Consider the following 25034-nt stretch of genomic DNA (forward strand, 5'->3'; position numbering starts at 1 on the left):
CATCGAAAGTGTGGATAGATACGTGAGCAGCGAACAGGGTTCAGCCACTCTGGAAGGCACCGGACTCGACCTGGAAGACGCCATCATGGGCCCCACCGGGCGCCCCCAACGCGACTTTCCGGAGCCCGCGCCGCTGTCATCCCACGGCCCTGCCCGGGTCATCGCCATGGTCAACCAGAAGGGCGGCGTGGGCAAAACCACGTCCACCATTAACCTGGCCGCTGCCCTGGCCGAATACGGCCGCCGCGTGCTGCTGGTCGACTTTGATCCGCAGGGTGCCCTCTCCGCCGGCCTTGGCACCAACCCGCACGAGCTGGACCTCACGGTCTACAACGTGCTGATGGACCGCAAGGTCGACATCCGCGACGCCATCCAAAAGACCGGCGTCGAAAATGTGGACCTCCTGCCGGCTAACATCGACCTCTCCGCCGCGGAAGTCCAGCTGGTAAACGAGGTCGCCCGGGAACAGGTCCTGGACCGGGCCCTGAAAAAGGTCGAGGACGATTACGACGTCGTCCTGATCGACTGCCAGCCCTCGCTCGGGCTGCTCACGGTCAACGCGCTGACCGCGGCGCACGGTGTCATCATCCCGCTGATCTGTGAATTCTTCGCCCTGCGCGCCGTGGCGCTGCTGGTCGAGACGATCGACAAGGTCCAGGACCGGCTGAACCCCCGCCTGCAGGTCGACGGCGTCCTCGCCACCATGTACGACGCCCGCACCCTGCACGGCCGCGAGGTCATCGCCCGGCTCGTGGAGGCCTTCGGGGACAAGGTCTTCGAGACCGTCATCAAGCGCTCCATCAAGTTCGCCGACGCCACCGTGGCGGCCGAGCCGATCACCAGCTACGCCGGCAACCACGCCGGCGCCGACGCCTACCGCCGCCTGGCCAAAGAGCTGATTTCGCGCGGCGGCGCGCCCTAGCCAGGGCTGTGGCGGCGACAGGCACGGCGACGGCAGAGCTGTCGCCGTCCGGGAAGAAGCCCGGATTCGAGGTCCGGCTGGCCAACTTCACCGGCCCCTTCGACCTGCTGCTGGGCCTGATCTCCAAGCACCAGCTGGACATCACCGAGGTGGCGCTGGCCACGGTCACCGACGAGTTCATCAAGTACATCAAGGGGCTGCAGCGGCTGGGGGAGGACTGGGCCCTGGACGAGGCCAGCGAATTCCTGGTCATCGCCGCCACCTTGCTGGACCTCAAGGCGGCCAGGCTGCTGCCCGCCGGCGAAGTCGAGGACGACGAGGACATCGCGCTGCTCGAAGCCCGCGACCTACTCTTCGCCCGGCTGCTCCAGTACAAGGCCTTCAAGCAGGTCGCCGGGCTGATCGGCTCGACGCTGGAGCTGGAGGGCCGCCGCTACCCCCGGCAGGTCGCCCTGGAGGGCCAGTTCGCCGCCCTCCTGCCCGAACTGGTCTGGAAGCACACCCCGCAGCAGTTCGCGGCCCTGGCCGAGGCGGCCCTGAAGCCCAAGGAAGCAGCCCCCACCGAGGTGGGCCTCGCCCACCTGCACGGCACGCCGGTGAGCGTGAAGGAGCAGGCCGAAATCATTGGCCACCGCCTGCGTCTTGGCAAGGCGCTTACCTTCCGGGCCCTGATCGCCGACGCCGAATCCACCCTCGTGGTGGTGGCCCGGTTCCTCGCGCTGCTGGAAATGTTCCGGGACAAGGCGGTGGGCTTCGACCAACTGCTTCCGCTCGGCGAGCTGTCCGTGCACTGGACCGCCGACGACCCGGACTGGAGCAGCGACAAGCTGAGCGAAGAATACGAGGAGCAGCCGTGACCGAAGCACCCACCCCTGCCACAGCCGGCGCGGCCGGGTCCGACGCCGGCGACTCCCGGGTTCCGGACGTTTCCGGACTGCCCGGCGGCGCCCGTGCCGCGCTGGAGGCCGTGCTCATGGTGGTCGACGAACCGGCCACGGCCACGGAGCTGGCCACCGGCCTGAACCTGACGGTCGACGTCGTCGAGGGCCTGCTCGGGGAACTGCAACGGGAGTATAACGGCTATACTGGTAATGCCCCGGATGCGGACGACGCCAGCACTGCGACCAATCGTGCTGGTTTCGGTGCCGCCCCCCGGGGTTTTGAATTGCGGAATATCGCCGGAGGCTGGCGGATCTATTCCCGCGCTGAGTTCGCCGACGTCGTAGGCGGATTCGTGCTGGAAGGGCAGAGCGCCAGGCTGACGCAGGCGGCGCTCGAAACGCTCGCCGTCATCGCCTACCGCCAGCCCGTTTCCAGGGCGCGGGTGTCTGCAATTCGAGGGGTCAATGTTGACTCCGTCGTGCGGACGCTGACCCAGCGTGGACTGATCGAGGATTCGGGAAACGATCCTGAGTCCGGGGCCATCCTGTACCGCACGACGTCGTATTTCCTCGAACGTATGGGAATCGGCTCGGTGGCTGAGTTGCCTCAGCTTTCGCCCCATCTTCCAGGGCTTGAAGGCATAGCAGAGTTTTACGACGCAGGAAGAATGTAGGCAGGAATGCTGCCTGCGTAACGAGTATCCACCAGGGCAGAACCATTTGCCCGGCCGGTGGGGGACTGCCGTGAGGCAGCCGCCGCGGGCCAACAAACGAAGGACGGGTCATGACACAGGCGGGACGCCAGGGTTCACCACGTAACGGTTCGGGACGCACCAGCGCCGGACATCAATCAGCACGCACCCAGGGTGCGGGCGGCGCCGGCCGCGGCCAGCGCGACTTCTCCAAGGGCGGCGGCGACCGCCCGTTCAAGCGCCCCAAGCCGCGCGAAGAGGCTTTCGTCGATCCGGACCTGAACCCCGGCGGCGCAGCCCCGGAGTCAGGCGACCGCAACGGCGCCAGGTCCGACGCGCGCAAGCCTGCGGCCCGCAAGCCGGCCGCCCGCAAGCCCGGTGCCGGCAAGGTCCCCGGCACGCCGGGTGCGCTCAAGCCCAAGCCGCGCATCGGCGCCGGAGCCGCCAAGGCCACCGGTTCCCGTGCATTCGGAGGCGAACGATTCGGCCAGAACCTCGGCCCCGTCCGGAAACCGGCCCGCAAGCGCGGTCCGCGCGCCGAGGTGCCGCAGTCTGAGCTGCACGACGCCGACGGCATCCGGCTGCAGAAGGTCATGGCCTCCGCCGGCGTCGCCTCGCGGCGCGTCTGCGAGGAAATGATCGCCGAAGGCCGCGTCGAGGTCGACGGCAAGGTCGTTACGGAGCTTGGCGTGCGCGTCGACCCGAAGACCTCCGTGATCCACGTGGACGGCCTGCGCATCCAGCTGGACGAAAACATGGTCTACATGGTGTTCAACAAGCCCAAGGGTGTTGTCTCCACGATGGAGGACCCGGACGGCCGCCCGTGCGTCAGCGACTTCGTCCGCAACCACCACGGAGAACGCCTCTTCCACGTCGGCCGGCTCGACGTCGCCACCGAGGGTCTGCTGCTGCTGACCAACGACGGCGAACTCGCCAACCGCCTGACGCACCCGTCCTACGAGGTGCCCAAGACGTACCTCGTCCAGGTCCGCGGGCCGTTCCCGCAGGGCGTCGGCGCGCAGCTCAAGGCCGGCATCGAACTCGAGGACGGCATTGCCTCGGTCGACTCCTTCAAGCTCGTCGACTCGACCCCGGGCCACGTGCTGATCGAGGTCGTGCTGCACTCGGGCAAGAACCGCATTGTGCGGCGCCTCTTCGACGCCGTCGGTTTCCCGGTACTGCGCCTGGTCCGCGTCAAGGTCGGTCCCATCGGCCTGGGCGACCAGCGCCAGGGCAGCATCCGCAACCTCGGCAAGCAGGAAGTCGGCCACCTGCTGGCATCCGTGGGGCTGTAAGGCATGTCCGCTTTTCGCACCCACGGCCGCGGCCACCTGAACGGGCCGGTCGTGGTCGTGGGCACCGGACTGCTGGGCACCAGCATCGGGCTGGGGCTCCGGGGACGCGGCGTCGCCGTGTTCCTCTCCGACCCGTCGCCGACCAACCAGGCCGTCGCCGTCGATATCGGCGCCGGCCTGCCCTTGGCGCGCCTTGACGGCGAAACGCCGGAACTCGTCGTGGTCGCCGCGCCGCCGGACGTGACCGCCGACGTCGTCGCCCGCGCCCTCGCGGACTACCCGCAGGCCACCGTGGTGGACATTGCCAGCGTCAAGGCCGGCATCCAGGCGGATCTGCGCGAGCGCGGCGCCGACTTGGGCCGCTACGTCGGCACCCACCCGATGGCGGGCCGCGAGAAGTCCGGCCCGGTTGCCGCGCGCGGGGAACTGTTCACCTCGATGCCGTGGGTACTCTGCCCCACGCCGGAAACCCGGCCCGAGGCCCTGCAGGCGGCGCGTGCGCTGGCCGGGGACCTGGGCGCCGTCGTCTCCGAGTTCGGTGCCGAGGAACACGACGAGGCCGTGGCGCTGGTCTCGCACCTGCCCCAGGTCATGTCCTCCCTCGTGGCCAGCCGGCTGCAGGGAACCCCGCTGCACGCGCTCTCGCTGGCCGGCAACGGGCTGCGTGACGTGACCAGGATCGCCGCGAGCGACCCCACGCTCTGGGTGCAGATCCTCGGCGCCAACGCGGGCAAAGTCGTGGAGATTCTCCACGGCGTCCGCGAGGACCTGAACCGGCTGATCGGAACCCTCGAGGATCCGACCGCGCCCGGCGCCCGGCTCGACCTTGCCCAGCTGATCAGCGAAGGCAACGCCGGCCAGGCCCGGATCCCGGGAAAGCACGGCGGACCGCCGCAGGCCTACTCCTGGCTGACCGTCCTGGTGGACGATACGCCCGGCCAGATCGCCAGGCTCCTGACCGAGATCGGCGAGATCGGCGTCAACCTCGAGGACCTCCGCCTGGACCACTCCTCAGGACAGAATGTCGGCATGGTGGAACTCTCCGTGCTGCCCAACAAGCACGAGCTGCTCATCGAAGCCCTCAACGACCGTGGATGGCGGGTACTCCAGTAATGACCCAGGAACTCATTGAAACGGTGGACGTCGTCCGCCCCGGCAAGAGCCTCGTCGTCGCAATCGACGGCCCCTCCGGCTCCGGCAAATCCAGCGTCAGCAAAGAGGTGGCACGCCGGCTCAGGCTGGCCTACCTCGACACCGGCGCCATGTACCGGGCCCTGACCTGGTTCTGCCTCGACAGCGGCCTTGACCTCGCCGACGGCGAAGCCATCGAAGCCGCCGCCGAGGGCCTCCAGCTGGAGATCAGCACCAGCCCGCAGGAAGAGTACGTCCGGGTCGCGGGTGCGGACATCACCGAGGCCATCCGTGAACCGGCCATCTCCGCGGCGGTCAGCGCCGTCGCCACCACCCTCGGGGCACGGACCGAACTGATCCGCCGGCAGCGCGAGCTGATCGAAAAGCACCACCGCCGCATGGTGGTGGAGGGCCGGGACATCACCACCGTCGTCGCGCCCCACGCCGAGGTGCGCATGCTGCTCACCGCCAGCGAGGAGGCCCGGCTTCGCCGCCGCGGCATCCAGCTCGGCGGCAGCCAGAACGCAGAACAGCTCGCGGCTCAGGTCACGGCGCGCGACGCCAAGGACTCCACCGTGGTGAACTTCACCCAGGCCGCCGACGGCGTGGTCACCCTGGATTCCTCGGACCTGGACTTCGCCCAGACCGTCGACGCGGCCCTCGGGATCGTGCACCGGGTCATCAGCCACACGGCCATCAACCACACGGCCATCAACCGTGACTGAGGGCTCAGCCGGGGCGCAGCCTCCCGGCCGCTGGTTCAAGCACGGGACCATGGCCTGGAGCCGGCCGGTCGGCTGGCTGCTGGACCATCTGGTGTACCGGACCACCGTCCAGGGCCGCGCCAACGTCCCGGCGGCCGGTCCGGTGATCTTCGCCGGAAACCACATCAGTTTCCTGGACGGCCCGGTGATGTTCGGTGCAGCGCCCCGGCCGATGCACATCTTCGTCAAGAAGGAGATGTTCAAGGGCTTCCTGGGCCTGGTCCTGAAGGCCTCCGGCCAGCTGACGGTGGACCGCTCGGGTGACCGGGCGGCGCTGGAGCGGGCCAAGAGCGTCCTCGACGCCGGACGGTGCGTAGGGATCCTGCCCGAAGGCACGCGGGGGAACGGGGAGGCCGCCGCCATCAACAACGGGGTGGCGTGGCTCGCGCTGAACTCGGGGGCCACCGTGATCCCGGTAGCCATCCTCGGGACCAGGATTAGCGGCGAGCACCTCAACGCGGTTCCCCGGCCCGGCCGGCGGCTGCACGTCAGCTTCGGCGGGGCCCTCACCGTCAGCCGCAGGCCCGGGGAGACCGGGCGTGCTTCAATGGACAGGGTGGGAACCGAGATCCGCGCCGCACTGGCACGGCACGTCCAGGACACAATTCAGAACACCGGGCAGCGCCTGCCCGACGCGGATTCACCGCAAGAACCACAGACAGCAGTAGCCGCGACGCCGGCAGATCACCACCTAAGGAAAGTGCAATGAGCGATACGACTCAAACCCCCGGCCATGTTGGCGCCGGCGAAGACGAATACACGCCCACCGGCACGGACCAGGTGGCGGAGAATCTTGCCGCCCTGGACGACGAGGAAGCCGAGCTTCGCGCTGCCTCGCTCCGCGCCGGCCTGGACGACTACGAGCTGGACGAGGAAGACGCCGCCCTGCTGAGCGGGCGCTACGAGGACGAGGACTTCGACGGCCCGGTCAAGCTTGACCCGGTCCTGGCCATCATCGGCCGGCCGAATGTCGGCAAGTCCACCCTGGTCAACCGCATCCTGGGCCGCCGCGAAGCCGTGGTCGAGGACACCCCCGGCGTCACCCGTGACCGCGTCATGTACTCGGCGCACTGGAACGGCCGGAACTTCACCGTGGTCGACACCGGCGGCTGGGAACACGACGCCCGGGGCATCCACGCCCGCGTCGCCGAGCAGGCCGAGATGGCCGTGGAGCTCGCCGACGCCGTGCTGTTCGTGGTGGACTCCGCCGTCGGCGCGACCGCCACGGACGAAGGCGTCATGAAGATGCTGCGCAAGTCCAAGAAGCCGGTCATCATGGTGGCCAACAAGGTGGACGACTTCGCCCAGGAAGCCGACTCGGCCGCGCTCTGGGGCCTCGGCTTCGGCGAGCCGTACCCGGTCTCCGCCCTGCACGGCCGCGGCGTCGCCGACCTGCTCGACCATGTCATGGACACGCTCCCGGAGTTCTCCACGATCGAAGGCCTTGAGCGCAGCGGCGGCCCCCGCCGGATCGCCCTGATCGGCCGGCCGAACGTCGGTAAGTCCTCGCTGCTGAACAAGCTCGCGGGCTCCGAACGCGTCGTCGTCGACAACACCGCCGGCACCACCCGCGACCCGGTCGATGAGTTCATCGAACTCGGCGGGCGCACCTGGCGCTTCGTGGACACGGCCGGCATCCGCCGCCGCCAGCACATGGCCCAGGGCGCGGACTTCTACGCCTCGCTGCGCACCCAGAGCGCGCTCGAAAAGGCCGAGGTCGCCGTCGTGCTCCTCGCCGTGGACGAGGTGCTCAGCGAGCAGGACGTACGCATCCTGCAGCTCGCGATCGAGTCCGGCCGCGCCCTGGTGCTCGCGTTCAACAAGTGGGACCTGCTCGACGACGAACGCCGCACCTACCTGGAACGCGAAATCGAACAGGACCTCGCCCACGTGGCGTGGGCCCCGCGCGTCAACATCTCGGCCAAGACTGGGTGGCACAAGGACCGGCTGGTTCCTGCCCTGGACACCGCGCTGGAGAGCTGGGACAAGCGCATCCCCACCGGACGCCTCAACGCCTTCCTCGGCGAACTGGTGGCGGCCCACCCGCACCCGGTCCGCGGCGGCAAGCAGCCCCGCATCCTCTTCGGCACCCAGGCCTCGAGCCGGCCGCCGAAGTTCGTGCTCTTCACTACCGGCTTCCTGGACCCCGGCTACCGCCGCTTCATCACCCGCCGGCTCCGCGAAACCTTCGGCTTCGAGGGCACGCCGATCGAGGTCAACATGCGGGTCCGGGAAAAGCGCGGCAAGAAGCGTTAATTCCGAACGCGCCCGCCGAGGGAAAAAGTTCCCGTGACATGCTGAAAGTGTCACGGGCACCCTCCGGAATCGTGTAAGCTTTTGGAGGTGGTTCGGCCGGACTGCTCGGATGAAATCCTTTGGATAACAACAGGAGATCATCAAGAGCGGAGAACGGCGGAACCAGCGGGCTGTAGCGCAGCTTGGTAGCGCACTTGACTGGGGGTCAAGGGGTCGCAGGTTCAAATCCTGTCAGCCCGACCAACAGAAAGTACCCCGCCATTCCGGCAACGGAATGGCGGGGTTTTCTGTTTCCCGGACCCGTCGGCTGCAAAAAGCGCCACCTTCAAAGAGCGCCTACTGCAAAAAAACGCCTACTTCAAGAAACGCGACGTCCGGCGGTCCGCCAGGATCTTGCCCTTCGTCTGGCAGTGCGGGCAGTATTGCAGCGCAGTGTCGGCAAAGGAAACCTCGCGCACGGTGTCGCCGCAGACCGGGCATGCTTCGCCGGCCCGGCCGTGCACCCGCATGTGGCTCCGCTTCGCATCCTTGAGCTCGGCCGGCGGCTTCCCGCCGGCCTCGGCCAATGCCGTCCCCAGGATTTCATGGATGGCGTCGTACAGGCGCTCTACCGCCGCCCGGTCCAGGGCGCCGGCGATAGCGAACGGGGAGATCCTGGCCGCGTGCAGAATCTCGTCGCTGTAGGCGTTCCCGATGCCGGCGATGACGCCCTGGCTGCGCAGCACCCCCTTGATTTGCTGCTTGCTGGCCGCGAGGATCCCGGCCAGTGCGTCGACGTCGAACCCTGGGCTGAACGGGTCCGGTCCGAGCGCCGCGATTCCCGGCACCTCGGACGGGCTCCGGACCAGGTACACCGCCAGGCTCTTCTTCGTGCCGGCCTCGGTCAGGTCCAGGTCAAGCGGTCCGCCCCCGCTGGAAAACGACAGCCGCGCCGCGATATGCCCGCTGCCCATTTTCAGCACCGCGCCGGTGGGGGCAGCGGTGAACCGCACCCAACCGGCCCGGGCGAGGTGAAAGATGAGATGCAGCCCGTCGGCCTCCAGGTCCACGAACTTGCCGTGCCGGCGCACCCCCGTCACGGTCCTGCCTTCCAACGCCGAGATGGGAGGGTCCGCCGTCTTCAGCACCGCGAACGAGACGATCTGGATTTTTGTGAGGACCGCACCGCGCAGGCGCGTGTCCAGGAAATCCGCGAGGGCCGCCACTTCCGGTAGCTCAGGCATGGGCAAATCCGACCGGAACGGGTGCAGGTGCTGCCATGGCCCCATCATGCCAGAGTCCTCCCGGGGTCCGGCCGGATGTGCCTATACTTTCAGCGGCGGCCCGTTCGATCGGCCGCCGTCGACCTTGGTGATTGACCCGACGAAAGGCCCGCCATGAGCATCATTCCCGAAGAGCTGTCCTACACCGCGGAACACGAATGGGTCTCCGCCCCGAATGCCGACGGAGTCGTGCGTGTGGGGATCACGGATTTTGCCCAGGACGCTCTCGGGGACGTCGTCTACGCCCAGATGCCGGAGGTCGGCACCGACATCAAAGCCAACGACGTCGTCGGTGAGGTCGAATCCACCAAGAGTGTCAGCGACATCTACGCCCCGGTCAGCGGCGAAGTCGTGGCCCGCAACGAGGCCCTGGACACCGATTCCGCCCTGATCAATTCGGATCCCTACGGCGAGGGCTGGCTGATTGAAATCAAGCTCGCAGAGGCCGACGCCGTGGAGTCGTTGCTCAGTGCATCGGAGTACGAACAACAGGTAGGCTAATGGGAAGGTCTCCGGGCCGTGTTACTGGACACAGTAGTTGTTGGAGACGGCAATTACTGGACACAGTGGCCGGCCGGGGGGACTGACTACCGGATCTGCCAGGCTTTTCCGGACGGCATGCGTTGTTTGCAGGGGGGACACCTGCAACGAATGAGGAGGACTCAATGGTTGGGCACGGACAGAACGACACCGGTGAATACGGCACGGGTGGAGTGAAAGCCTCGGAGACCACATCGATCCATCTCACTCCCGTGCGCGACGAGCCCACCCTCACACCGAAGGTTTCGGTCGAGGAACGCACGGCCATCGAGTCGTTGCCCGCCGGGTCCGCCCTGCTGGTGGCACACAGCGGCCCCAACGCCGGCGCCCGCTTCCTGCTCGACTCGGACGTCACGACGGCGGGCCGCCACCCGGACGCCGATATCTTCCTCGACGACGTCACGGTCTCGCGCCGCCACGTCGAATTCCGCCGCACGGCGCGCAGCTTCGAGGTAGTGGACACCGGGAGCCTGAACGGCACCTACGTCAACCACGACCGTGTCGACAGTGTGGAGCTGAAGTCCGGTAACGAGGTGCAGATCGGCAAGTTCCGGCTCACCTTCTACCTCAGCCCTGCCCGTACCGCAGGCAACGTCTGATATCGGGGTAGTTGCCTGTGGCCATGGCACAAGCCGAACGGCGCGGACCCCAGGTCCTGAACATCGGGGAGGTCCTGGCTCAACTGAGCGACGACTTCCCCAATATGACTGCGTCGAAAATCCGGTTCCTTGAAGAAAAGGGACTCATCAACCCGCAGCGGACCCCCGCCGGATACCGGCAGTACTCCGAGGGCGACGTCGAGCGTCTGCGCTTTGTGCTGGCCCTGCAGCGGGACCAGTACCTTCCGCTGAAGGTGATCAAGGACTACCTCGACGCGATTGACCGCGGCGAACGCCCGGACAACCTGCCGCCCGGCGTCACGGTCTCCCCGCGCATCGTCTCGGACCAACTCGCCGCCGAACTGAACCACCGGGTGCGCCTGCTCAGCGAAGAGCAGCTCCGCACCGAGTCCGGGGCCAGCGTGCCGCTGCTCGAGTCCCTGCTCAGCTTCGGCCTGATCGGCCACGTCAACGGCAAGTTCGACGAACACGCCCTGCAGGTTGCCCGCGCCTGCGTGCAACTGGAGGGCCACGGCCTGGAACCGCGGCACCTGCGCCCCTTCCAAGCCGCCGCCGAACGCGAATTCGGGCTGGTGGAACGGGCCGTGGCGACCCTGACCTCGCGCAAGGACGCCGCCTCGCACGCCCGCGCCGCCGAGGCCGCCCGCGAAATCAGCGAACTCTGCCTGACGCTGCACCGTGCCCTGGTCCAGGACCGCATCTCGAGGATGGACATCTGATGATTGAGGTGGAAATCGTAGGCGTACGGATTGAACTGCCGTCCAACCAGCCGCTCGTTCTGCTCAAGGAGATGCACGGGGAGCGCCATGTCCCCATCTGGATCGGCACCCCGGAGGCCAGCGCCATCGCCCTGGCCCAGCAGGGTGTGGTCCCGCCGCGGCCGATGACGCACGACCTGCTCGTGGACGTTGTCGAGGCGCTGGGCCACACGATCGTCAGCGTCAATATCGTGGCGGTCGAGGACAACATCTTTTACGGCCAGCTCCAGTTCGAAGACGGCACCACCGTCAGCTCGAGGGCCTCGGACGCCCTGGCCCTGGCCCTGCGGGCCAAATGCCGGATCTGGTGTGCGGACGCCGTGATGGAAGAAGCCGGTGTGCGGATCACCGAGCACGACGACGGCGAGGAGGCCCAGCCCGGGCCCGCCGTCGACGAAGAGGGGGAGCTGCGCCGCTTCCGCGAGTTCCTGGACGACGTCGAACCCGAGGATTTCGCCGGCTGAGACGGCCCTAAGCTTAAAGTCGAGGTCGAAAGTTTCGACACGCCCCCGCAATACCCCCAACGTCTTTGACCTTGGGCCCCGGCAGGCCTAACGTCGGAGGTACAAGTTCCCATTGCATACAACAGCCGCGCAAGTCACACTGGACAGTGCAGCCGGAGCCGAAACTACACGGATGATTTTCGTGCCTACTCGGTCCGACGCAGGTCCCGGACAGCGCGTCGTTGCTGCAAGTTCCCGCGGGAACTCATGACAAGGAGGATCCACGTGAGTCCGAAAGGCGAAGCAGGCGAGCTCAAGCAGGCCTCGACGGCAGGCGTTGCTGTGCCCGCGAGTGGTGCCCAGGGCCTGCTCTTCACCGAGGATCTTCCCGTCCTGGACGAAGACGCGGGCTACCGCGGCCCCACGGCGTGCAAGGCGGCCGGGATCACCTACCGCCAGCTGGACTACTGGGCACGCACCGGGCTCGTCGAACCCGCCGTGCGCGGCGCCGCCGGCTCCGGTTCGCAGCGCCTCTACGGCTTCCGCGACATCCTCGTCCTCAAAGTCGTAAAGCGGCTCCTCGACACCGGCGTCTCGCTGCAGCAGATCCGCACCGCCGTCGAGCACCTCCGGGAGCGCGGGGTCGAAGACCTCGCCCAGATCACGCTGATGAGCGACGGCGCGAGCGTCTACGAGTGCACCTCGGCGGACGAAGTCATCGACCTGGTCCAGGGTGGACAGGGTGTCTTCGGCATCGCCGTCGGCCGGGTCTGGCGCGAAGTGGAAGGAAGCCTCGCGGCCCTGCCGAGCGAGCACGCCTCGGACCAGTCCTTCCCCGACGATGAACTCAGCAAGCGCCGCGCGGCCCGCAAGATCGGCTAGTTCGGCCGGAAGATTTAACTAAGAAGCGCGGGGTCACGTCGTGGCCCCGCGCCTCTTAGTGTCCGGCACCCGGCAGGCCGGGCGTGGAGCCGGGACAGTACAGCTAACGCTGGCTGCGGTTGCGGACCATGCCCGCGGCCGCCAGCTCCCCGGTTGCGCCGGTCCCCATCAGGTTGCCCAGCAGCGTGTCGAACAACGCCGCGGCGTTCTTGGCGGAGTCCCCGGGCCAGTGATGGACCGAGTGGGCCGCGCCCTGGATCTGCTGCCAGTTCGCCTGCTCCGGGATATGCGGGGTGAGCAGCAGTTCGCCGAACATGGACTGCATCTCGGCCAGACGGAAGCTGTGCTCCGAGGAGCCGGTCCGCACCCTGTTGGCGACGATGCCTGCGGGGGAGAGGCCGGGCGCGAATTCCTGCCGGAACAGCTGGATGGCGCGCATGGTGCGCTCGGTGCCCGCAACGGAGAACAGCCCCGGCTCGGCGACCAGGGCGACCTTGTCGCTGGCGGACCAGGCCATCCGGGTCAGGCCGTTCAACGAGGGAGGGCAGTCGATCAGCACGAGTTCGTAGTCCCCGGCACCTGCCAGCACGGCGGAGAGCCGGCGCAGGTCGCGGCGACCGAGGTCGGGCCGGTCGTAGATCCCGGTATAGGCCGAGCCGATGGCGACATCCAGGACGGACCCTGCCGTTCCGCTGGAGGAACCGTGGGAGGAGCCGCCGTTGCTGTGCTCGACCCAGCCGCTGGGGACAACGTTGTCGGCGAGGCGGGCCCGGCGCGGGGACTTGAGCATCCGGCCGATGTCGAGTTGTTCATCGGGCCGGACGCCGAGGGCCGTGCTGGCATCCGCGTGCGGGTCAAGGTCGACCACGAGGGTGGGGATGCCGGCTGCGAGTGCGGCCGACGCCAGTCCGGTTGTCACGGATGTCTTGCCGACACCGCCTTTGAGGCTGCTGATGCTGACTACTTGCACTTGAAAAACCAATACCTAACGCCGGTTGCCGAGACTGGGTCATGCCGGCCCGTGCGTTCCTTCGGACCGGGGCGGGCATGCGCCACCCACCAACTCATCATATGTTGATGCGGCGCCGAAACCTTTCTCATCGGCCTATCTCATCCGGCCCGGCGGGTGCCCGGACCGCGGCGGAGCACCCCGCGGGACGGCGATCTGCCCAATGCCGCCGAAATGACGCATAATGCTGTGATGGGCGCCACAATGATTTGTGTTTGCGCACACCAGTCTTAGAAACTGTGACGACTTACCGAACCACCCGCGATGATGCAGGAGAAGTATGTTTTCCAAGATTCTGGTGGCTAACCGCGGCGAAATCGCCATCCGCGCCTTCCGCGCCAGCTATGAGCTGGGTGCCAAGACCGTTGCAGTGTTCCCGACCGAGGACCGTAACTCGATCCACCGCCAGAAGGCGGATGAGGCGTATTTGATCGGCGAGGAGGGTCACCCGGTCCGGGCGTACCTCGATGTCGATGAGGTCGTGCGCGTGGCGAAGGAGGCCGGTGCCGACGCGATCTACCCCGGCTACGGCTTCCTCTCGGAGAATCCCAACCTGGCGCGCGCCGCGGCTGCCGCCGGCATCACCTTTGTCGGGCCGCCGGCAGAAGTCCTGGAACTGGCCGGCAACAAGGTCGCCGCCCTGGAGGCCGCCCGCAAGGCCGGCGTCCCGGTGCTCAAGTCGAGCCAACCGTCCAAAGACGTCGAGGAACTCATCGCCGCCGCGGACGAAATCGGCTTCCCCATCTTCGCGAAGGCCGTCGCCGGCGGCGGCGGCCGCGGCATGCGCCGGGTGGACACCCGGGAGGCGCTGCCCGAGGCCCTGCAGGCCGCCATGCGCGAAGCCGACGCGGCCTTCGGTGACCCCACCATGTTCCTGGAACAGGCGGTGCTGCGCCCGCGCCACATCGAAGTGCAGATCCTCGCCGACGCCGAGGGCAACGTCATGCACCTCTTCGAACGCGACTGCTCCATCCAGCGCCGCCACCAGAAAGTGATCGAGATTGCCCCCGCGCCGAACCTCGACGAGGGCATCCGGCAGGCGCTCTACCGGGACGCCGTGAAGTTCGCCAAGGCATTGAACTACGTCAACGCCGGCACCGTGGAGTTCCTCGTCGACACCGTGGGCGAGCGGGCCGGCCAGCACGTCTTCATCGAGATGAACCCGCGCATCCAGGTCGAGCACACCGTCACCGAGGAAGTCACCGACGTCGACCTCGTCCAGGCCCAGCTGCGGATCGCCTCGGGGGAGACCCTCGCCGACCTCGGCCTCTCGCAGGAGACCGTCAAGCTCAACGGCGCCGCGCTGCAGTCCCGCATCACCACCGAGGACCCGGCAAACGGCTTCCGGCCCGACGTCGGAAAGATCACCGGCTACCGCTCGGCCGGCGGCGCCGGTGTGCGGCTCGACGGCGGCACCGTCTACTCAGGCGCCGAGATCAGCCCGCACTTCGACTCGATGCTGGTCAAGCTGACCTGCCGCGGCCGCGACTACAAGACCGCCGTCGCCCGCGCCCGGCGCGCCCTGGCCGAGTTCCGGATCCGCGGTGTCTCCACCAACATTTCCTTCCTGCAAGCCGTCCTCGACGACCCGGACTTCGTCGCCGGTGACGTCGCCACCTCGTTCATCGACGAACGCCCCGAACTGCTCAAGGCCCGCGTCTCCGCGGACCGCGGCACCAAGCTGCTGACCTGGCTCGCCGAGGTCACCGTCAATAAGCCCAACGGCGAGCTCACGGCGCACACCGACCCGGCCGACAAGCTGCCCGCCCTGACGGACGCCGACGCCCCTGTGGGGTCCCGGCAGCGGTTGCTCGAACTCGGCCCGGAGGGCTTCGCGAACGCCCTGCGCGACCAGGACGCCGTCGCCGTCACCGACACCACCTTCCGCGACGCGCACCAGTCCCTGCTGGCCACCCGAGTCCGGACCCGGGACCTCGTGGCGGCCGGACCGGCAGTATCCAAGCTGCTGCCCGAGCTGCTGTCCGTCGAGGCCTGGGGCGGCGCGACCTACGACGTCGCCCTCCGCTTCCTGGGCGAAGACCCCTGGGACCGCCTGGCCGCGCTGCGCAAGGCGCTGCCGAACATCTGCCTGCAGATGCTGCTCCGCGGCCGTAACACCGTCGGCTACACTCCGTACCCGGAAGAGGTGACGGTGGCCTTCGTCAACGAGGCCGCCGCGACCGGCATCGACATCTTCCGCATCTTCGACGCCCTCAACGACGTCAATCAGATGGCCCCCGCCATCCGCGCCGTCCGCGACACCGGTACCGCCGTGGCCGAGGTCGCCCTCTGCTACACCGCGGACATGCTCGATCCGGATGAGAAGCTGTACACCCTCGACTACTACCTGGACTTGGCCCAGAAGATCGTCGACGCCGGCGCGCACATTCTCGCGATCAAGGACATGGCCGGATTGCTGCGCCCGGCGGCGGCAGCGCGCCTCGTGACTGCCCTGCGGGAGAAGTTCGACCTCCCGGTCCACCTGCACACCCACGACACCGCGGGCGGCCAGCTGGCCACGCTGCTGGCTGCCGTGGACGCCGGCGTGGACGCCGTCGACGTCGCCTCGGCCTCGCTCGCCGGCACCACCAGCCAGCCCTCCGCCTCGGCCCTCGTCGCGGCGCTGGCCCACACGCCGCGGGACACCGGCCTGAGCCTGGCCAACGTCTGCGCCCTGGAACCTTACTGGGAGGCCGTGCGCCGCGTCTACGCCCCGTTCGAATCGGGACTGCCGGGCCCCACCGGCCGGGTCTACCAGCACGAAATCCCCGGCGGCCAGCTCTCCAACCTGCGCCAGCAGGCGATCGCGCTGGGACTGGGCGAACGCTTCGAGGCGATCGAGGACATGTACACCGCAGCGGACCGCATCCTGGGCCGGCTCGTGAAGGTCACGCCCTCGTCCAAGGTGGTGGGCGACCTCGCCCTGCACCTGGTCGGCCTCAACGCGGACCCGGCGGACTTCAACGAGAACCCGCAGAAGTACGACATCCCGGACTCCGTGATCGGCTTCCTCTCCGGCGAACTGGGGGACCCTCCCGGCGGCTGGCCCGAGCCGTTCCGGACCAAGGCCCTGCAGGGCCGCAGCGTCAAGGTCCGCGACGTCGAACTCAGCGCCGAGGACAGTGCGGCGCTCAAGGGCGACTCCAGGACGGTGCAGCAGACCCTCAACCGGCTGCTCTTCGCCGGTCCCACGAAGGACTACCAGAAGAGCGTGGAGGCCTACGGCAACCTTTCCGTCCTGGACACCCGCGACTACCTCTTCGGCCTGCAGCGCGGTGCCGAGCACGAGATTGAGCTGGAGAAGGGCGTGCGCCTGATCGCCTCGCTCGAGGCCGTCTCCGAGCCCGACGAGAAGGGCATGCGGACCGTGATGTGCACGCTCAACGGACAGTCCCGGCCCGTGGTGGTCCGTGACCGCTCCGTGGTCAGCAACGTCAAGGCCGCCGAGCGGGCCGACGCCTCGCAGCCGGGCCAGGTCGCCGCGCCGTTTGCCGGCGCCGTCACCCTGACTGTGAAGGCCGGCGACGCGGTCAAGGCCGGGGACACGGTCGCCACCATCGAGGCCATGAAGATGGAAGCCTCCATCACGACGCCGGTGGCCGGGACCGTGTCGCGGCTCGCCGTCGGCCCCGTCGAGCAGGTCCAGGGCGGCGACCTGTTGCTGGTCGTGGAGTAGCGCGGCCGGACACGGCAGCACAGCAGAAAGGGCTCCTCCGGCTACGGCCGGGGGAGCCCTTCTGGGTTTATGCCAACGCTTTGTGGCTGGTCTTAGGCGTTCTTAGGCGTGTGTGGTGCGCTTCGCGGAGTACATCTCCTCGATCACGTTCTCGAAGTCCTTCATCACCTGGGCGCGCTTGACCTTCATGGACGGCGTCAGGTGGCCGGAGGCCTCGGTGAAATCGGAGGGCACAATCCGGAACGACTTGATGGCCTCGGCCTGCGAGACGGACTGGTTCGCCCGGTTGATCAGCTCCTGGACCGCCGCCGTGACGGCGGGGTTTACGGTCGCCTCGGCAACCGTGGTCGACGCCGGCAGGCCGTGGCGCTGCAGCCAGCCCGGGAGCGCCTCCTCGTCGAGCGTCACGAGGGCGCCGATGAACGGACGGTTATCGCCCACCACGAGGACCTGCGAGACCAGCGCGTCGGCACGGATCTGGTCCTCGAGCAGGGCCGGCACGACGTTCTTGCCGCCGGCTGTGACAATGATTTCCTTCTTCCGCCCGGTGATGGTCAGGAAGCCCTGCCCGTCGAGCTGGCCGATGTCGCCGGTACGGAACCAGCCGTCCACGAATGCTTCGGCCGTGAGATCCTGACGGTTGAAGTAGCCGCGCATGACGCACACGCCCTTCGCGAGGATCTCGCCGTCGTCCGCGATCCGCACAGCGTTGCCGGGGATCGGGGCGCCGACGGTGCCGATCTTGATCAGGCCGGGCGTGTTGACCGTGACCGGGGCGGTGGTTTCGGTCAGGCCGTAGCCCTCGAGGATCTGCAGTCCGATGCCCTGGAAGAAGTGGCCGAGCCGTTCGCCGAGCGGGCCGCCACCGGAAACCGCGTGCGCGACCTGGCCGCCCATGGCGTCGCGGAGCTTGCCGTAGACGAGCTTGTCGAACAGGGTGTGCTTGAGCCGCAGGCCCAGGCCCAGCTTGCCAGCCTGGCGGGCCCGCGAAAAGGCGATGGCGGTTTCCGCGGCGCGATGGAAGATCGCTCCCTTACCGCCGTCCTCGGCCTTGGTCAGGGCGGAGTTGTAGACCTTTTCGAAGACCCGGGGGACTGCCAGGATGAACGTCGGCTTGTAGCTTTGCAGGTCCGGCAGCAGGTTCTTGATGTCGGGGGTGTGGGCCACGGTGACGCCCGCAGCAACCGCCAGTACCGAAATGAAGCGGGCGAAGACGTGCGCGAGCGGGAGGAACATGATGGTGCGGGCCTGCTCGTGCACGATCTGGCCGAGGGAGGTGGCCAGCACGTTGTCGGAGAGCTCCACGAAGTTGCCGTGGGTCAGCTCGCAGCCCTTGGGCCGGCCGGTGGTGCCGGAGGTGTAGATGATCGTGGCAAGGTCCTTGAGCGAGGCCTGGCTGCGGCGGGCTTCGAGTTCCTCGTCGCTGATTCCGGTGCCGGCTGCGCGGACCTCGTCGAGGGCCTCGCCTTCCAGCTGCCAGACGTGCCTCAGCCCGGTCAGGCCCTCGGAGCTGGCAGCCTGCCGGATGATGTCCTCGTGGTGGGCGGACTCGCCGAAGGCGGCGACGGCGCCGGAGTCGCCGAGGTTCCAGGCCACCTGCGAGGGGGAGGACGTTTCGTAGATCGGGACCGAGACGGCGCCGGCGAACCAGATCGCGAAGTCGATCAGGGCCCATTCGTACCGCGTGCGGGACATGATGCCGACCCGGTCGCCGGCCGCCACGCCGCTGGCCATCAGGCCCTTGGCGAGCAGGGAGACATCGGCCAGGAAATCGGTCGCCCGGACGTCCTGCCACTGGCCTGCGGCGTCGAGCCGTGAGAACAGGGCCGGGTTGGACGCCTTCGCGGCCTGGCGCAGGACCAGGTCCGTTACGTTCGTCTCCGGTGGGACGGTGACCAGGGGCGGGACACTGATTTCTCGCACGATAGCTCCTTTGATATCCATTGGCCCGCAAGGGGGGTACGACTAACAGTAGTATGTGGCCCCGGCGGGGTGTGTTCCACTTCACCTACTGGCGAGTAACTTTACGGTCAAGGCCAGCGTTGCGCCACCCGGGAGAGGGCCGGCGGGCCGGCCGCGCCGGTCGGTGAGGGCCCTAGAATGGGGAACGATGCATACTCCAACACCCGGCCAGAAACCCGGACCGCAGCGCAGGACGGCCGCCTGGCGGCGCCGGGTGCAGGGCTTTCCCGGCGCCTCCGAGGCCGGCAGTTTCCGTGAACACCTGCGGCTCGGACGCAAGGGCCTCGCGATCGGCGTCGACATCGGCGGCACAAAGGTGGCGGCCGGCGTGGTGGACGCCGAAGGGCGCATCCTCAGCCAGGCCAAGCGGTCAACGCCGGGCAGCGATCCGCGCGCCGTCGAGCAGGTGATCGTCGAACTCGTGGAGGAACTGGGCCGGGGCCACCGCATCTGGTCGGTCGGCATCGGCGCGGCCGGGTGGATGGACCTCGACGGCGCCACCGTGCTGTTCAGTCCGCACCTGGCCTGGCGCAACGAACCGCTGCGCGAGAACCTGCAGCGGCTCCTCCGCCGTCCGGTGCTGCTGACCAACGACGCCGATGCCGCCGGCTGGGCGGAGTGGCGCTTTGGCGCCGGGAAGGGCGAGAGCCGCCTGGTTTGCATTACCCTGGGCACCGGAATCGGCGGGGCCATGGTGATGGACGGACGGCTCGAGCGCGGACGCTTCGGCGTGGCCGGTGAATTCGGCCACCAAATCATCATGCCCGGCGGCCACCGGTGCGAGTGCGGCAACCGCGGCTGCTGGGAACAGTACGCCTCGGGGAACGCCCTTGGCCGGGAGGCCCGGGAACTCGCCGCAGCCAACTCGCCGGTGGCCCAGGAACTGCTTAAAGCAGTACACGGCCACGCCGACCGGATCACCGGCGTGGTCGTCACCGAACTCGCCAAGGCCGGCGATCCCACCGCGCGCGAACTCCTCGAAGACGTGGGCGAATGGCTCGGCCTGGGACTGGCGAACCTGGCGGCGGCCCTGGACCCGGGCACCTTCGTCATCGGCGGCGGGCTCTGCGACGCCGGCGAACTCCTCGTGGAACCGGCGCGGAAGGCCTTTGCCCGGAACCTGACCGGCCGCGGCTTCCGCCCGGCTGCCACGATTGAACTGGCGGCGCTGGGCCCCAATGCCGGGCTGATCGGTGCGGCCGACCTGTCCCGGGTCAGCAGCCGCATGCGCAGCTAGCCGGCCCGCAGCCGGCTCTGCAGCTGCCGGCCAAACAGCATCCGGCTAAACGCGGGCCCCGTCGTCGTTCTCATCCTTCTCCTGCGGCAGCTTCATGATCAGGAACACCACCGACGCCGCGAAGGCGACCACCATGCCGACGACCGCCAGTAGCGGTGCGCTCCGCCAGAAAATGGCGGACAGCAGCAGCGCGATCGGGCCGCCGACGGCGCCCAGCCACGCGAGCATCGTCAGCGGGTCGGACCCGGCCAGGCTGGGCGGCTCTTCGGGAACGAATGCGCCCTCGTCGTCGTCCGGCTCGTAGTCCCGCGGGCCGGAGGCGCCCTCGCCGGCCGCGGCGTCGTCAACCCCGCTCAGGGAGGCCGCCCGGCCGCCAACCGGGGGTTCGACCGGTGCCGGCGCCGCAAGGCCCAGCGGGTCGAAGTCGCGGAACGTCCGTGCGGCAGGGCTTCCGGCGTCGGCGCTGCCGGAAGGACCGGAGTCGGTGCCCTCGAGCCTGGCGACCAGATCCAGCCAGACGGCGTCGTCCTCGTTGGCGCTGGAGTCCGGGGAATCGGGGTCCGGCGAGCCCGGGTCGAATCTAGTCATCTGCCGTTTCTTTCTGGCTGGCACTGGCGGCGCCCGGGTTGGGCCCTTCCACGACCGACTTGATGAACTCCGCTGTGCCGCGGAAGATCTGGGGCGCGTCGTTGTCCATGGTAGCCACGTGGTAGCTGTTCTCCAGCCGGATGACCTCCAGCGGGGCGTTGCTCAGTCCGCGGCGCAGCGCGGCCAGGCTGGCGTCGGAGACGACGTGGTCCACGGTGGACCGGTAGACCCGGACCGGGGCCGTGATCCTGGGCAGCAGCCGCAGGGTGTCCTTGAACATCTTGTTCAGCTCGTGGGCCGCCGCGACCGGAGTCCGCGGATAGGCGCCTTCATCCACGCCTTCTTTGAGGATGTCATTGGCGATCGCCGGGGTGCTCTTGAGCACGAACTTCAGGATCCCGGCCAGCGGCGCGCGGGGATCATCGATGACCAGGCCGGGATTCACCAGCACCGCCCCGGCCACGGGGCGGGTGGCCGCCAGCCGCAGCGCCAGGGCACCGCCCATCGAGAGCCCGGCCACCACGACGTGGTCGCACTCCGCGGCCAGTTCCAGGTAGGCGGCGTCGAGTCCGGCATGCCAGTCCTGCCAGCGTGTCCGCGCCAGTTCCTGCCAGCTCGTGCCGTGCCCGGGCAGCAGCGGCATCCGGACCGCGTAGCCGGCCGCGGCCAGGGACTCGGCCCAGGCCCGGACGCCGTGCGGGCTGCCGGTGAAACCATGGGAGACCACGACGCCGGTCCGGGGACCGGACCCGGTAAACGGACTGCTGAACGGCGAGTGGTCGGCGGCTGTGCTCATGGACGCTCCGTGTTTCATGGCTACTTCAGTTCTTCATGGTTGCTGAGGGCCTGCAGGGACAGTGGACTGGGCTGTGGACGGGGCCGCGTGCTCCCGGAAGAAGCGGGCCGACTGCGAAAAGATTACGGGAGCATCGACGTCGAGCGTTGCAACGTGGCCGCTGTCCGGCAGCTTCACCACGGACAGCTCCCGGGATCCGAGGCGCCTGCGGAGCAGCTCCAGCGAGGTCGGCGGCACCACCGCGTCGGTATCGGACTTGAATACGAGGGCCGGAACGTCGACGGCGGGCAGCTCCCGCAGGGTCGCGGTGAAGAGCTTGCGCAGCTGGTGGACGGCCGCCAGCGGGGTCAGTGAGTAGTCGCCGTCCTGGGTGGTCGCCGCCGTCGACTCCGTCTCCTGGAGCGGGACGGTGGTGCTCTGCAGGTACTTGAGCACGCCGATGTAGCGCACCCGGCGGTCGTAGAAACTGAGCCCGGGGTTGACGACGGCGACGCCGGCCACGCGGTGGCGGGCCGCGGTGCGCAGGGCGATGGTCCCGCCCATGGACAGGCCCGCCACGAAGCACGAGCGGGTTCCGGCGGCCAGTTCCAGGTACGCAGCCTCGAAGGCGCCGTACCAGTCCTGCCAGCCGTGCCGGGCGAGATCCCGCCAGTCGGTGCCGTGGCCGGGCAGCAGCGGGACGGAGACGGCGAAGCCGAGGGAGGCCAGATGTTCAGCCCAGGGGAGCACGCTCAGGGGGCTTCCGGTAAAGCCGTGGCAGATGGCGACGCCGGTGCCCGCGTTGGCGCCGTGGCCGGGGTAGCGATAAGCGGCAGGCGCCACTGGAGTGCTGCTTTCGCTCATGAGCCCATCGTGTCACTGTTCGCGACAAACCTCACTAGAGTAGGGTGTCATTGAAGTCCTGGCCGGGCCCGAAGAAGGGCCGGCCAGACGCCTGCCGGAGAGGTACACCACGTGTTTTATTGGTTCATGAAGACGTTCGTTCTTGGGCCGGTCCTGAAGACGCTCTTCCGGCCGTGGGTCAAGGGCCTGGACAATGTTCCGGCCGAGGGCGCCGCGATCCTGGCCTCCAACCACCTCTCTTTCTCCGATTCCATCTTCATGCCGCTCATGGTGCCCCGGCCCGTGGTGTTCCTGGCGAAATCCGAGTACTTCACCGGCAAGGGCATCAAAGGCAAACTGACCGCCGCCTTCTTCCGCCTGACCAACCAGCTGCCGATGGACCGGTCCGGGGGAGCGGCGTCCGCCCGCTCGCTTGATGCCGGCATGGATGTGCTGAAGAACGGTTCGCTCCTGGGCATCTACCCCGAAGGCACCCGCAGTCCGGACGCCCGGCTGTACCGCGGCAAGGTCGGGGTCGCCCGGCTTGCCCTGCAGGCCCGCGTCCCGGTGATCCCGGTCGCGATGATCGGCACCGACAAGGTCCAGCCCATCGGCAAGCGGATGCCCAACATCCGCCGGATCGGGATGATCTTTGGCGAACCGCTGGACTTCAGCCGCTACTACGGCATGGAAGACGACCGCCTGATCCAGCGTTCCGTGACGGACGAAATCATGTACGAACTGATGCGGCTCTCCGGCCAGGAATACGTCGACGAGTACGCCGCCGTCGTCAAACTGCGGCTCGCCGGAAAAGCCACCGAGGCGCCGGAGGCCGGTGCCGGCCAGGAACCGGAGACGCCCGGAACTGTGTGACGGAGCGCCCGCAGTCAATGACGCCGGGCGCCGCCGTTCACCGCGGAGGCAACTATCCTTAGAGGGTGACTGAGCTATCTGCGCCTTCGACTTCCCTGAACAACTCCACGCCGGCGGGCCCTGCCCTGGCTGGTTCGGCTCTTGCTGGTTCTGCCCTGGCGAGCACGGCCCAGAGCGGCGCCGCCAACTATCCGGGACTGGACCACTGGCGGGAGCTGCCCGCCTCGCAACAGCCCAGCTGGTCCGACCCGGCAGTCTTTGAGGCCTCGGTCAAGGAACTCTCGGTGCTGCCGCCGCTCGTCTTCGCCGGCGAAGTGGACATCCTGCGCGAACGGCTCGCCGCTGCCGCGCAGGGCAAGGCGTTCCTGCTCCAGGGCGGTGACTGCGCGGAGACCTTCGAAGCCGCCACGGCGGACAAGATCAGCGCCCGGGTCAAAACCATTCTGCAGATGGCCGTCGTACTCACCTACGGCGCGGCGATGCCGGTGATCAAGATGGGTCGGATGGCGGGCCAGTTCGCCAAGCCGCGTTCGTCCAACGACGAAACCCGCGACGGCGTCACGCTGCCGGCTTACCGCGGCGACATCGTCAACGGCTATGACTTCACGCCGGAGTCCCGCGCGCACGACGCCAGCCGGATGCTCAAGGCGTACCACACCTCGGCGTCGACCCTGAACCTGATCCGGGCGTTCACGCAGGGCGGCTTCGCCGACCTGCGGCTGGTGCACCAGTGGAACAAGGGCTTCACCGAGAACCCGGCGCACGCGCGCTACGAATCCCTGGCCCGCGACATCGACCGGGCCATCAAGTTCATGTCCTCCTGCGGCGCGGATTTCGAGGCGCTCAAGCGCGTCGAGTTCTACGCCAGCCATGAGGCGCTGCTGCTGGACTATGAGCGGGCCCTGACCCGCATCGACTCGCGAACCGGCCTGCCGTACGACACCTCGGCGCATTTCCTGTGGATCGGGGAGCGCACCCGGGAACTGGACCACGCGCACGTCGATTTCCTCTCCCGCGTCCGCAACCCGATCGGCGTCAAGCTGGGCCCCTCGACCACGGGCGAGGACGCACTCCGCCTGATCGACAAGCTTGACCCCAACCGGGAACCCGGCCGCCTGACCTTCATCACCCGGATGGGCGCCGGCAACATCCGGGAGAAATTGCCTCCCATCGTCGAGCGCGTCACCGCCTCCGGCGCCCAGGTCCTGTGGGTCACCGATCCGATGCACGGCAACACGGTGACCTCGCCCAACGGCTACAAGACCCGCAACTTCGACGACGTCATCGACGAGGTGCGCGGCTTCTTCGAGGTGCACCACGGCCTCGGCACCGTTCCGGGCGGCCTACACGTGGAAATGACCGGCGACGACGTGGCCGAGTGCCTCGGCGGCGCCGACCCGATCGACCAGGACGCCTTCCTGGACCGTTACGAGTCCGTCTGCGATCCGCGGCTGAACCACATGCAGTCCCTCGAAATGGCGTTCCTGGTGGCGGGAGCCCTCGCCAAGCGCTAAGCCACGCACGGCCGCCACAGGGGGCGACCTGCGCGCCGCCTCGTGCAGCACCGCCACAGACAACAAGAGCTCCGCCCCGACTGGTTCCAGCCGGGGCGGAGCTCTTACTCA

At 68.3% G+C, this 25034-nt stretch carries 23 protein-coding genes and 1 tRNA gene; 18 read left to right on the forward strand and 6 right to left on the reverse strand.

Annotated elements, in window-relative coordinates; translation table 11 throughout:
• Nucleotides 1-22 precede the first annotated feature (22 nt).
• From HNO80_RS04080 to HNO80_RS04120, 9 genes are all read left to right on the forward strand, one after another.
• A complete protein-coding gene (locus HNO80_RS04080; protein ID WP_175321568.1) occupies nt 23-922 on the forward strand; it encodes a ParA family protein in 900 nt (299 codons plus the stop codon).
• Between the two features lie 8 nt (nt 923-930).
• Nucleotides 931-1779: a segregation and condensation protein A gene (locus HNO80_RS04085; protein ID WP_175321569.1), complete on the forward strand. Its 849-nt coding sequence runs from the start codon at nt 931-933 to the stop codon at nt 1777-1779.
• A gap of 116 nt (nt 1780-1895) precedes the next feature.
• Nucleotides 1896-2477, forward strand: a complete 582-nt coding sequence (gene scpB / locus HNO80_RS04090) for an SMC-Scp complex subunit ScpB (protein WP_249777163.1) — start codon at nt 1896-1898, stop codon at nt 2475-2477.
• Between the two features lie 110 nt (nt 2478-2587).
• Nucleotides 2588-3790, forward strand: coding sequence for a pseudouridine synthase (locus HNO80_RS04095; RefSeq protein WP_175321570.1), 1203 nt, complete (start codon nt 2588-2590; stop codon nt 3788-3790).
• A 3-nt stretch (nt 3791-3793) separates the two neighbouring features.
• A complete protein-coding gene (locus HNO80_RS04100; protein ID WP_175321571.1) occupies nt 3794-4903 on the forward strand; it encodes a prephenate dehydrogenase in 1110 nt (369 codons plus the stop codon).
• The gene (gene cmk / locus HNO80_RS04105) at nt 4903-5646 is read left to right on the forward strand and encodes a (d)CMP kinase (RefSeq protein WP_175321572.1); all 744 of its coding nucleotides are present in this window, start codon (nt 4903-4905) and stop codon (nt 5644-5646) included. The genes HNO80_RS04100 and cmk overlap by 1 nt, the downstream gene beginning before the upstream one ends.
• Nucleotides 5647-5695: 49 nt before the next feature.
• On the forward strand, nt 5696-6394 hold the full coding sequence (locus HNO80_RS04110) for a lysophospholipid acyltransferase family protein (RefSeq protein ID WP_175321740.1): 699 nt from the start codon (nt 5696-5698) through the stop codon (nt 6392-6394).
• Nucleotides 6391-7941 (forward strand): ribosome biogenesis GTPase Der, encoded by a 1551-nt coding sequence (der, locus tag HNO80_RS04115; protein WP_175321573.1) that lies wholly within the window; start codon nt 6391-6393, stop codon nt 7939-7941. The genes HNO80_RS04110 and der overlap by 4 nt, the downstream gene beginning before the upstream one ends.
• A gap of 166 nt (nt 7942-8107) precedes the next feature.
• Nucleotides 8108-8184: transfer RNA gene (locus HNO80_RS04120), tRNA-Pro, on the forward strand.
• 110 nt (nt 8185-8294) lie between these two features.
• On the opposite strand, the gene HNO80_RS04125 is transcribed toward HNO80_RS04120, so the two are convergent.
• Nucleotides 8295-9164, reverse strand: a complete 870-nt coding sequence (locus tag HNO80_RS04125) for an Fpg/Nei family DNA glycosylase (RefSeq protein ID WP_175321574.1) — start codon at nt 9162-9164, stop codon at nt 8295-8297.
• Between the two features lie 153 nt (nt 9165-9317).
• Here HNO80_RS04125 and gcvH point away from each other — a divergent pair, with 153 nt between their 5' ends.
• The 5 genes from gcvH to HNO80_RS04150 all read left to right on the forward strand — a co-directional run bounded on the left by gcvH (nt 9318) and on the right by HNO80_RS04150 (nt 12446).
• Complete coding sequence (gene gcvH, locus HNO80_RS04130) at nt 9318-9704, forward strand: glycine cleavage system protein GcvH (protein WP_138769663.1); 387 nt, start codon at nt 9318-9320, stop codon at nt 9702-9704.
• A 164-nt stretch (nt 9705-9868) separates the two neighbouring features.
• Nucleotides 9869-10342: an FHA domain-containing protein gene (locus tag HNO80_RS04135; RefSeq protein ID WP_175321575.1), complete on the forward strand. Its 474-nt coding sequence runs from the start codon at nt 9869-9871 to the stop codon at nt 10340-10342.
• Nucleotides 10343-10365: 23 nt separating this feature from the next.
• The gene (gene ftsR, locus HNO80_RS04140; protein WP_175321576.1) at nt 10366-11082 is read left to right on the forward strand and encodes a transcriptional regulator FtsR; all 717 of its coding nucleotides are present in this window, start codon (nt 10366-10368) and stop codon (nt 11080-11082) included.
• Nucleotides 11082-11585, forward strand: coding sequence for a bifunctional nuclease family protein (locus HNO80_RS04145; protein ID WP_175321577.1), 504 nt, complete (start codon nt 11082-11084; stop codon nt 11583-11585). The genes ftsR and HNO80_RS04145 overlap by 1 nt, the downstream gene beginning before the upstream one ends.
• A 264-nt stretch (nt 11586-11849) precedes the next feature.
• The gene (locus HNO80_RS04150; protein ID WP_175321578.1) at nt 11850-12446 is read left to right on the forward strand and encodes a MerR family transcriptional regulator; all 597 of its coding nucleotides are present in this window, start codon (nt 11850-11852) and stop codon (nt 12444-12446) included.
• Between the two features lie 103 nt (nt 12447-12549).
• Here the strand turns inward: HNO80_RS04150 and HNO80_RS04155 are convergent, their stop codons facing one another.
• Entirely contained in the window at nt 12550-13416 is an 867-nt protein-coding gene (locus tag HNO80_RS04155) for a ParA family protein (RefSeq protein ID WP_175321579.1), read from the reverse strand.
• 319 nt (nt 13417-13735) lie between these two features.
• On the opposite strand from HNO80_RS04155, the gene HNO80_RS04160 reads away from it, so the two are divergent.
• Nucleotides 13736-17131: a pyruvate carboxylase gene (locus HNO80_RS04160; RefSeq protein ID WP_175321580.1), complete on the forward strand. Its 3396-nt coding sequence runs from the start codon at nt 13736-13738 to the stop codon at nt 17129-17131.
• Nucleotides 17132-17233: 102 nt separating this feature from the next.
• Here the strand turns inward: HNO80_RS04160 and HNO80_RS04165 are convergent, their stop codons facing one another.
• Nucleotides 17234-19054, reverse strand: coding sequence for an AMP-dependent synthetase/ligase (locus HNO80_RS04165; protein ID WP_175321581.1), 1821 nt, complete (start codon nt 19052-19054; stop codon nt 17234-17236).
• Nucleotides 19055-19241: 187 nt separating this feature from the next.
• Here HNO80_RS04165 and HNO80_RS04170 point away from each other — a divergent pair, with 187 nt between their 5' ends.
• A complete protein-coding gene (locus tag HNO80_RS04170) occupies nt 19242-20330 on the forward strand; it encodes an ROK family glucokinase (protein WP_175321582.1) in 1089 nt (362 codons plus the stop codon).
• Between the two features lie 45 nt (nt 20331-20375).
• Here HNO80_RS04170 and HNO80_RS04175 read toward each other — a convergent pair whose 3' ends face one another.
• Genes HNO80_RS04175 through HNO80_RS04185 form a run of 3 tightly spaced genes read right to left on the reverse strand, consistent with a single transcriptional unit; the run spans nt 20376 to nt 22557 of the window.
• Nucleotides 20376-20918 (reverse strand): hypothetical protein, encoded by a 543-nt coding sequence (locus HNO80_RS04175; RefSeq protein WP_175321583.1) that lies wholly within the window; start codon nt 20916-20918, stop codon nt 20376-20378.
• Nucleotides 20911-21714, reverse strand: a complete 804-nt coding sequence (locus HNO80_RS04180; RefSeq protein WP_175321584.1) for an alpha/beta hydrolase — start codon at nt 21712-21714, stop codon at nt 20911-20913. The genes HNO80_RS04175 and HNO80_RS04180 overlap by 8 nt, the downstream gene beginning before the upstream one ends.
• A 33-nt stretch (nt 21715-21747) precedes the next feature.
• Nucleotides 21748-22557 (reverse strand): alpha/beta hydrolase, encoded by an 810-nt coding sequence (locus HNO80_RS04185; RefSeq protein ID WP_175321585.1) that lies wholly within the window; start codon nt 22555-22557, stop codon nt 21748-21750.
• 111 nt (nt 22558-22668) lie between these two features.
• Between HNO80_RS04185 and HNO80_RS04190 the strand changes: the two genes are divergently transcribed.
• A complete protein-coding gene (locus HNO80_RS04190; protein ID WP_175321586.1) occupies nt 22669-23409 on the forward strand; it encodes a lysophospholipid acyltransferase family protein in 741 nt (246 codons plus the stop codon).
• Between the two features lie 125 nt (nt 23410-23534).
• A complete protein-coding gene (locus HNO80_RS04195) occupies nt 23535-24923 on the forward strand; it encodes a class II 3-deoxy-7-phosphoheptulonate synthase (protein WP_175321741.1) in 1389 nt (462 codons plus the stop codon).
• The last annotated feature ends 111 nt before the right edge of the window (nt 24924-25034 follow it).

It is taken from the genome of Arthrobacter sp. C9C5 (genome assembly GCF_013359735.1).
GTDB lineage: Bacteria > Actinomycetota > Actinomycetes > Actinomycetales > Micrococcaceae > Arthrobacter.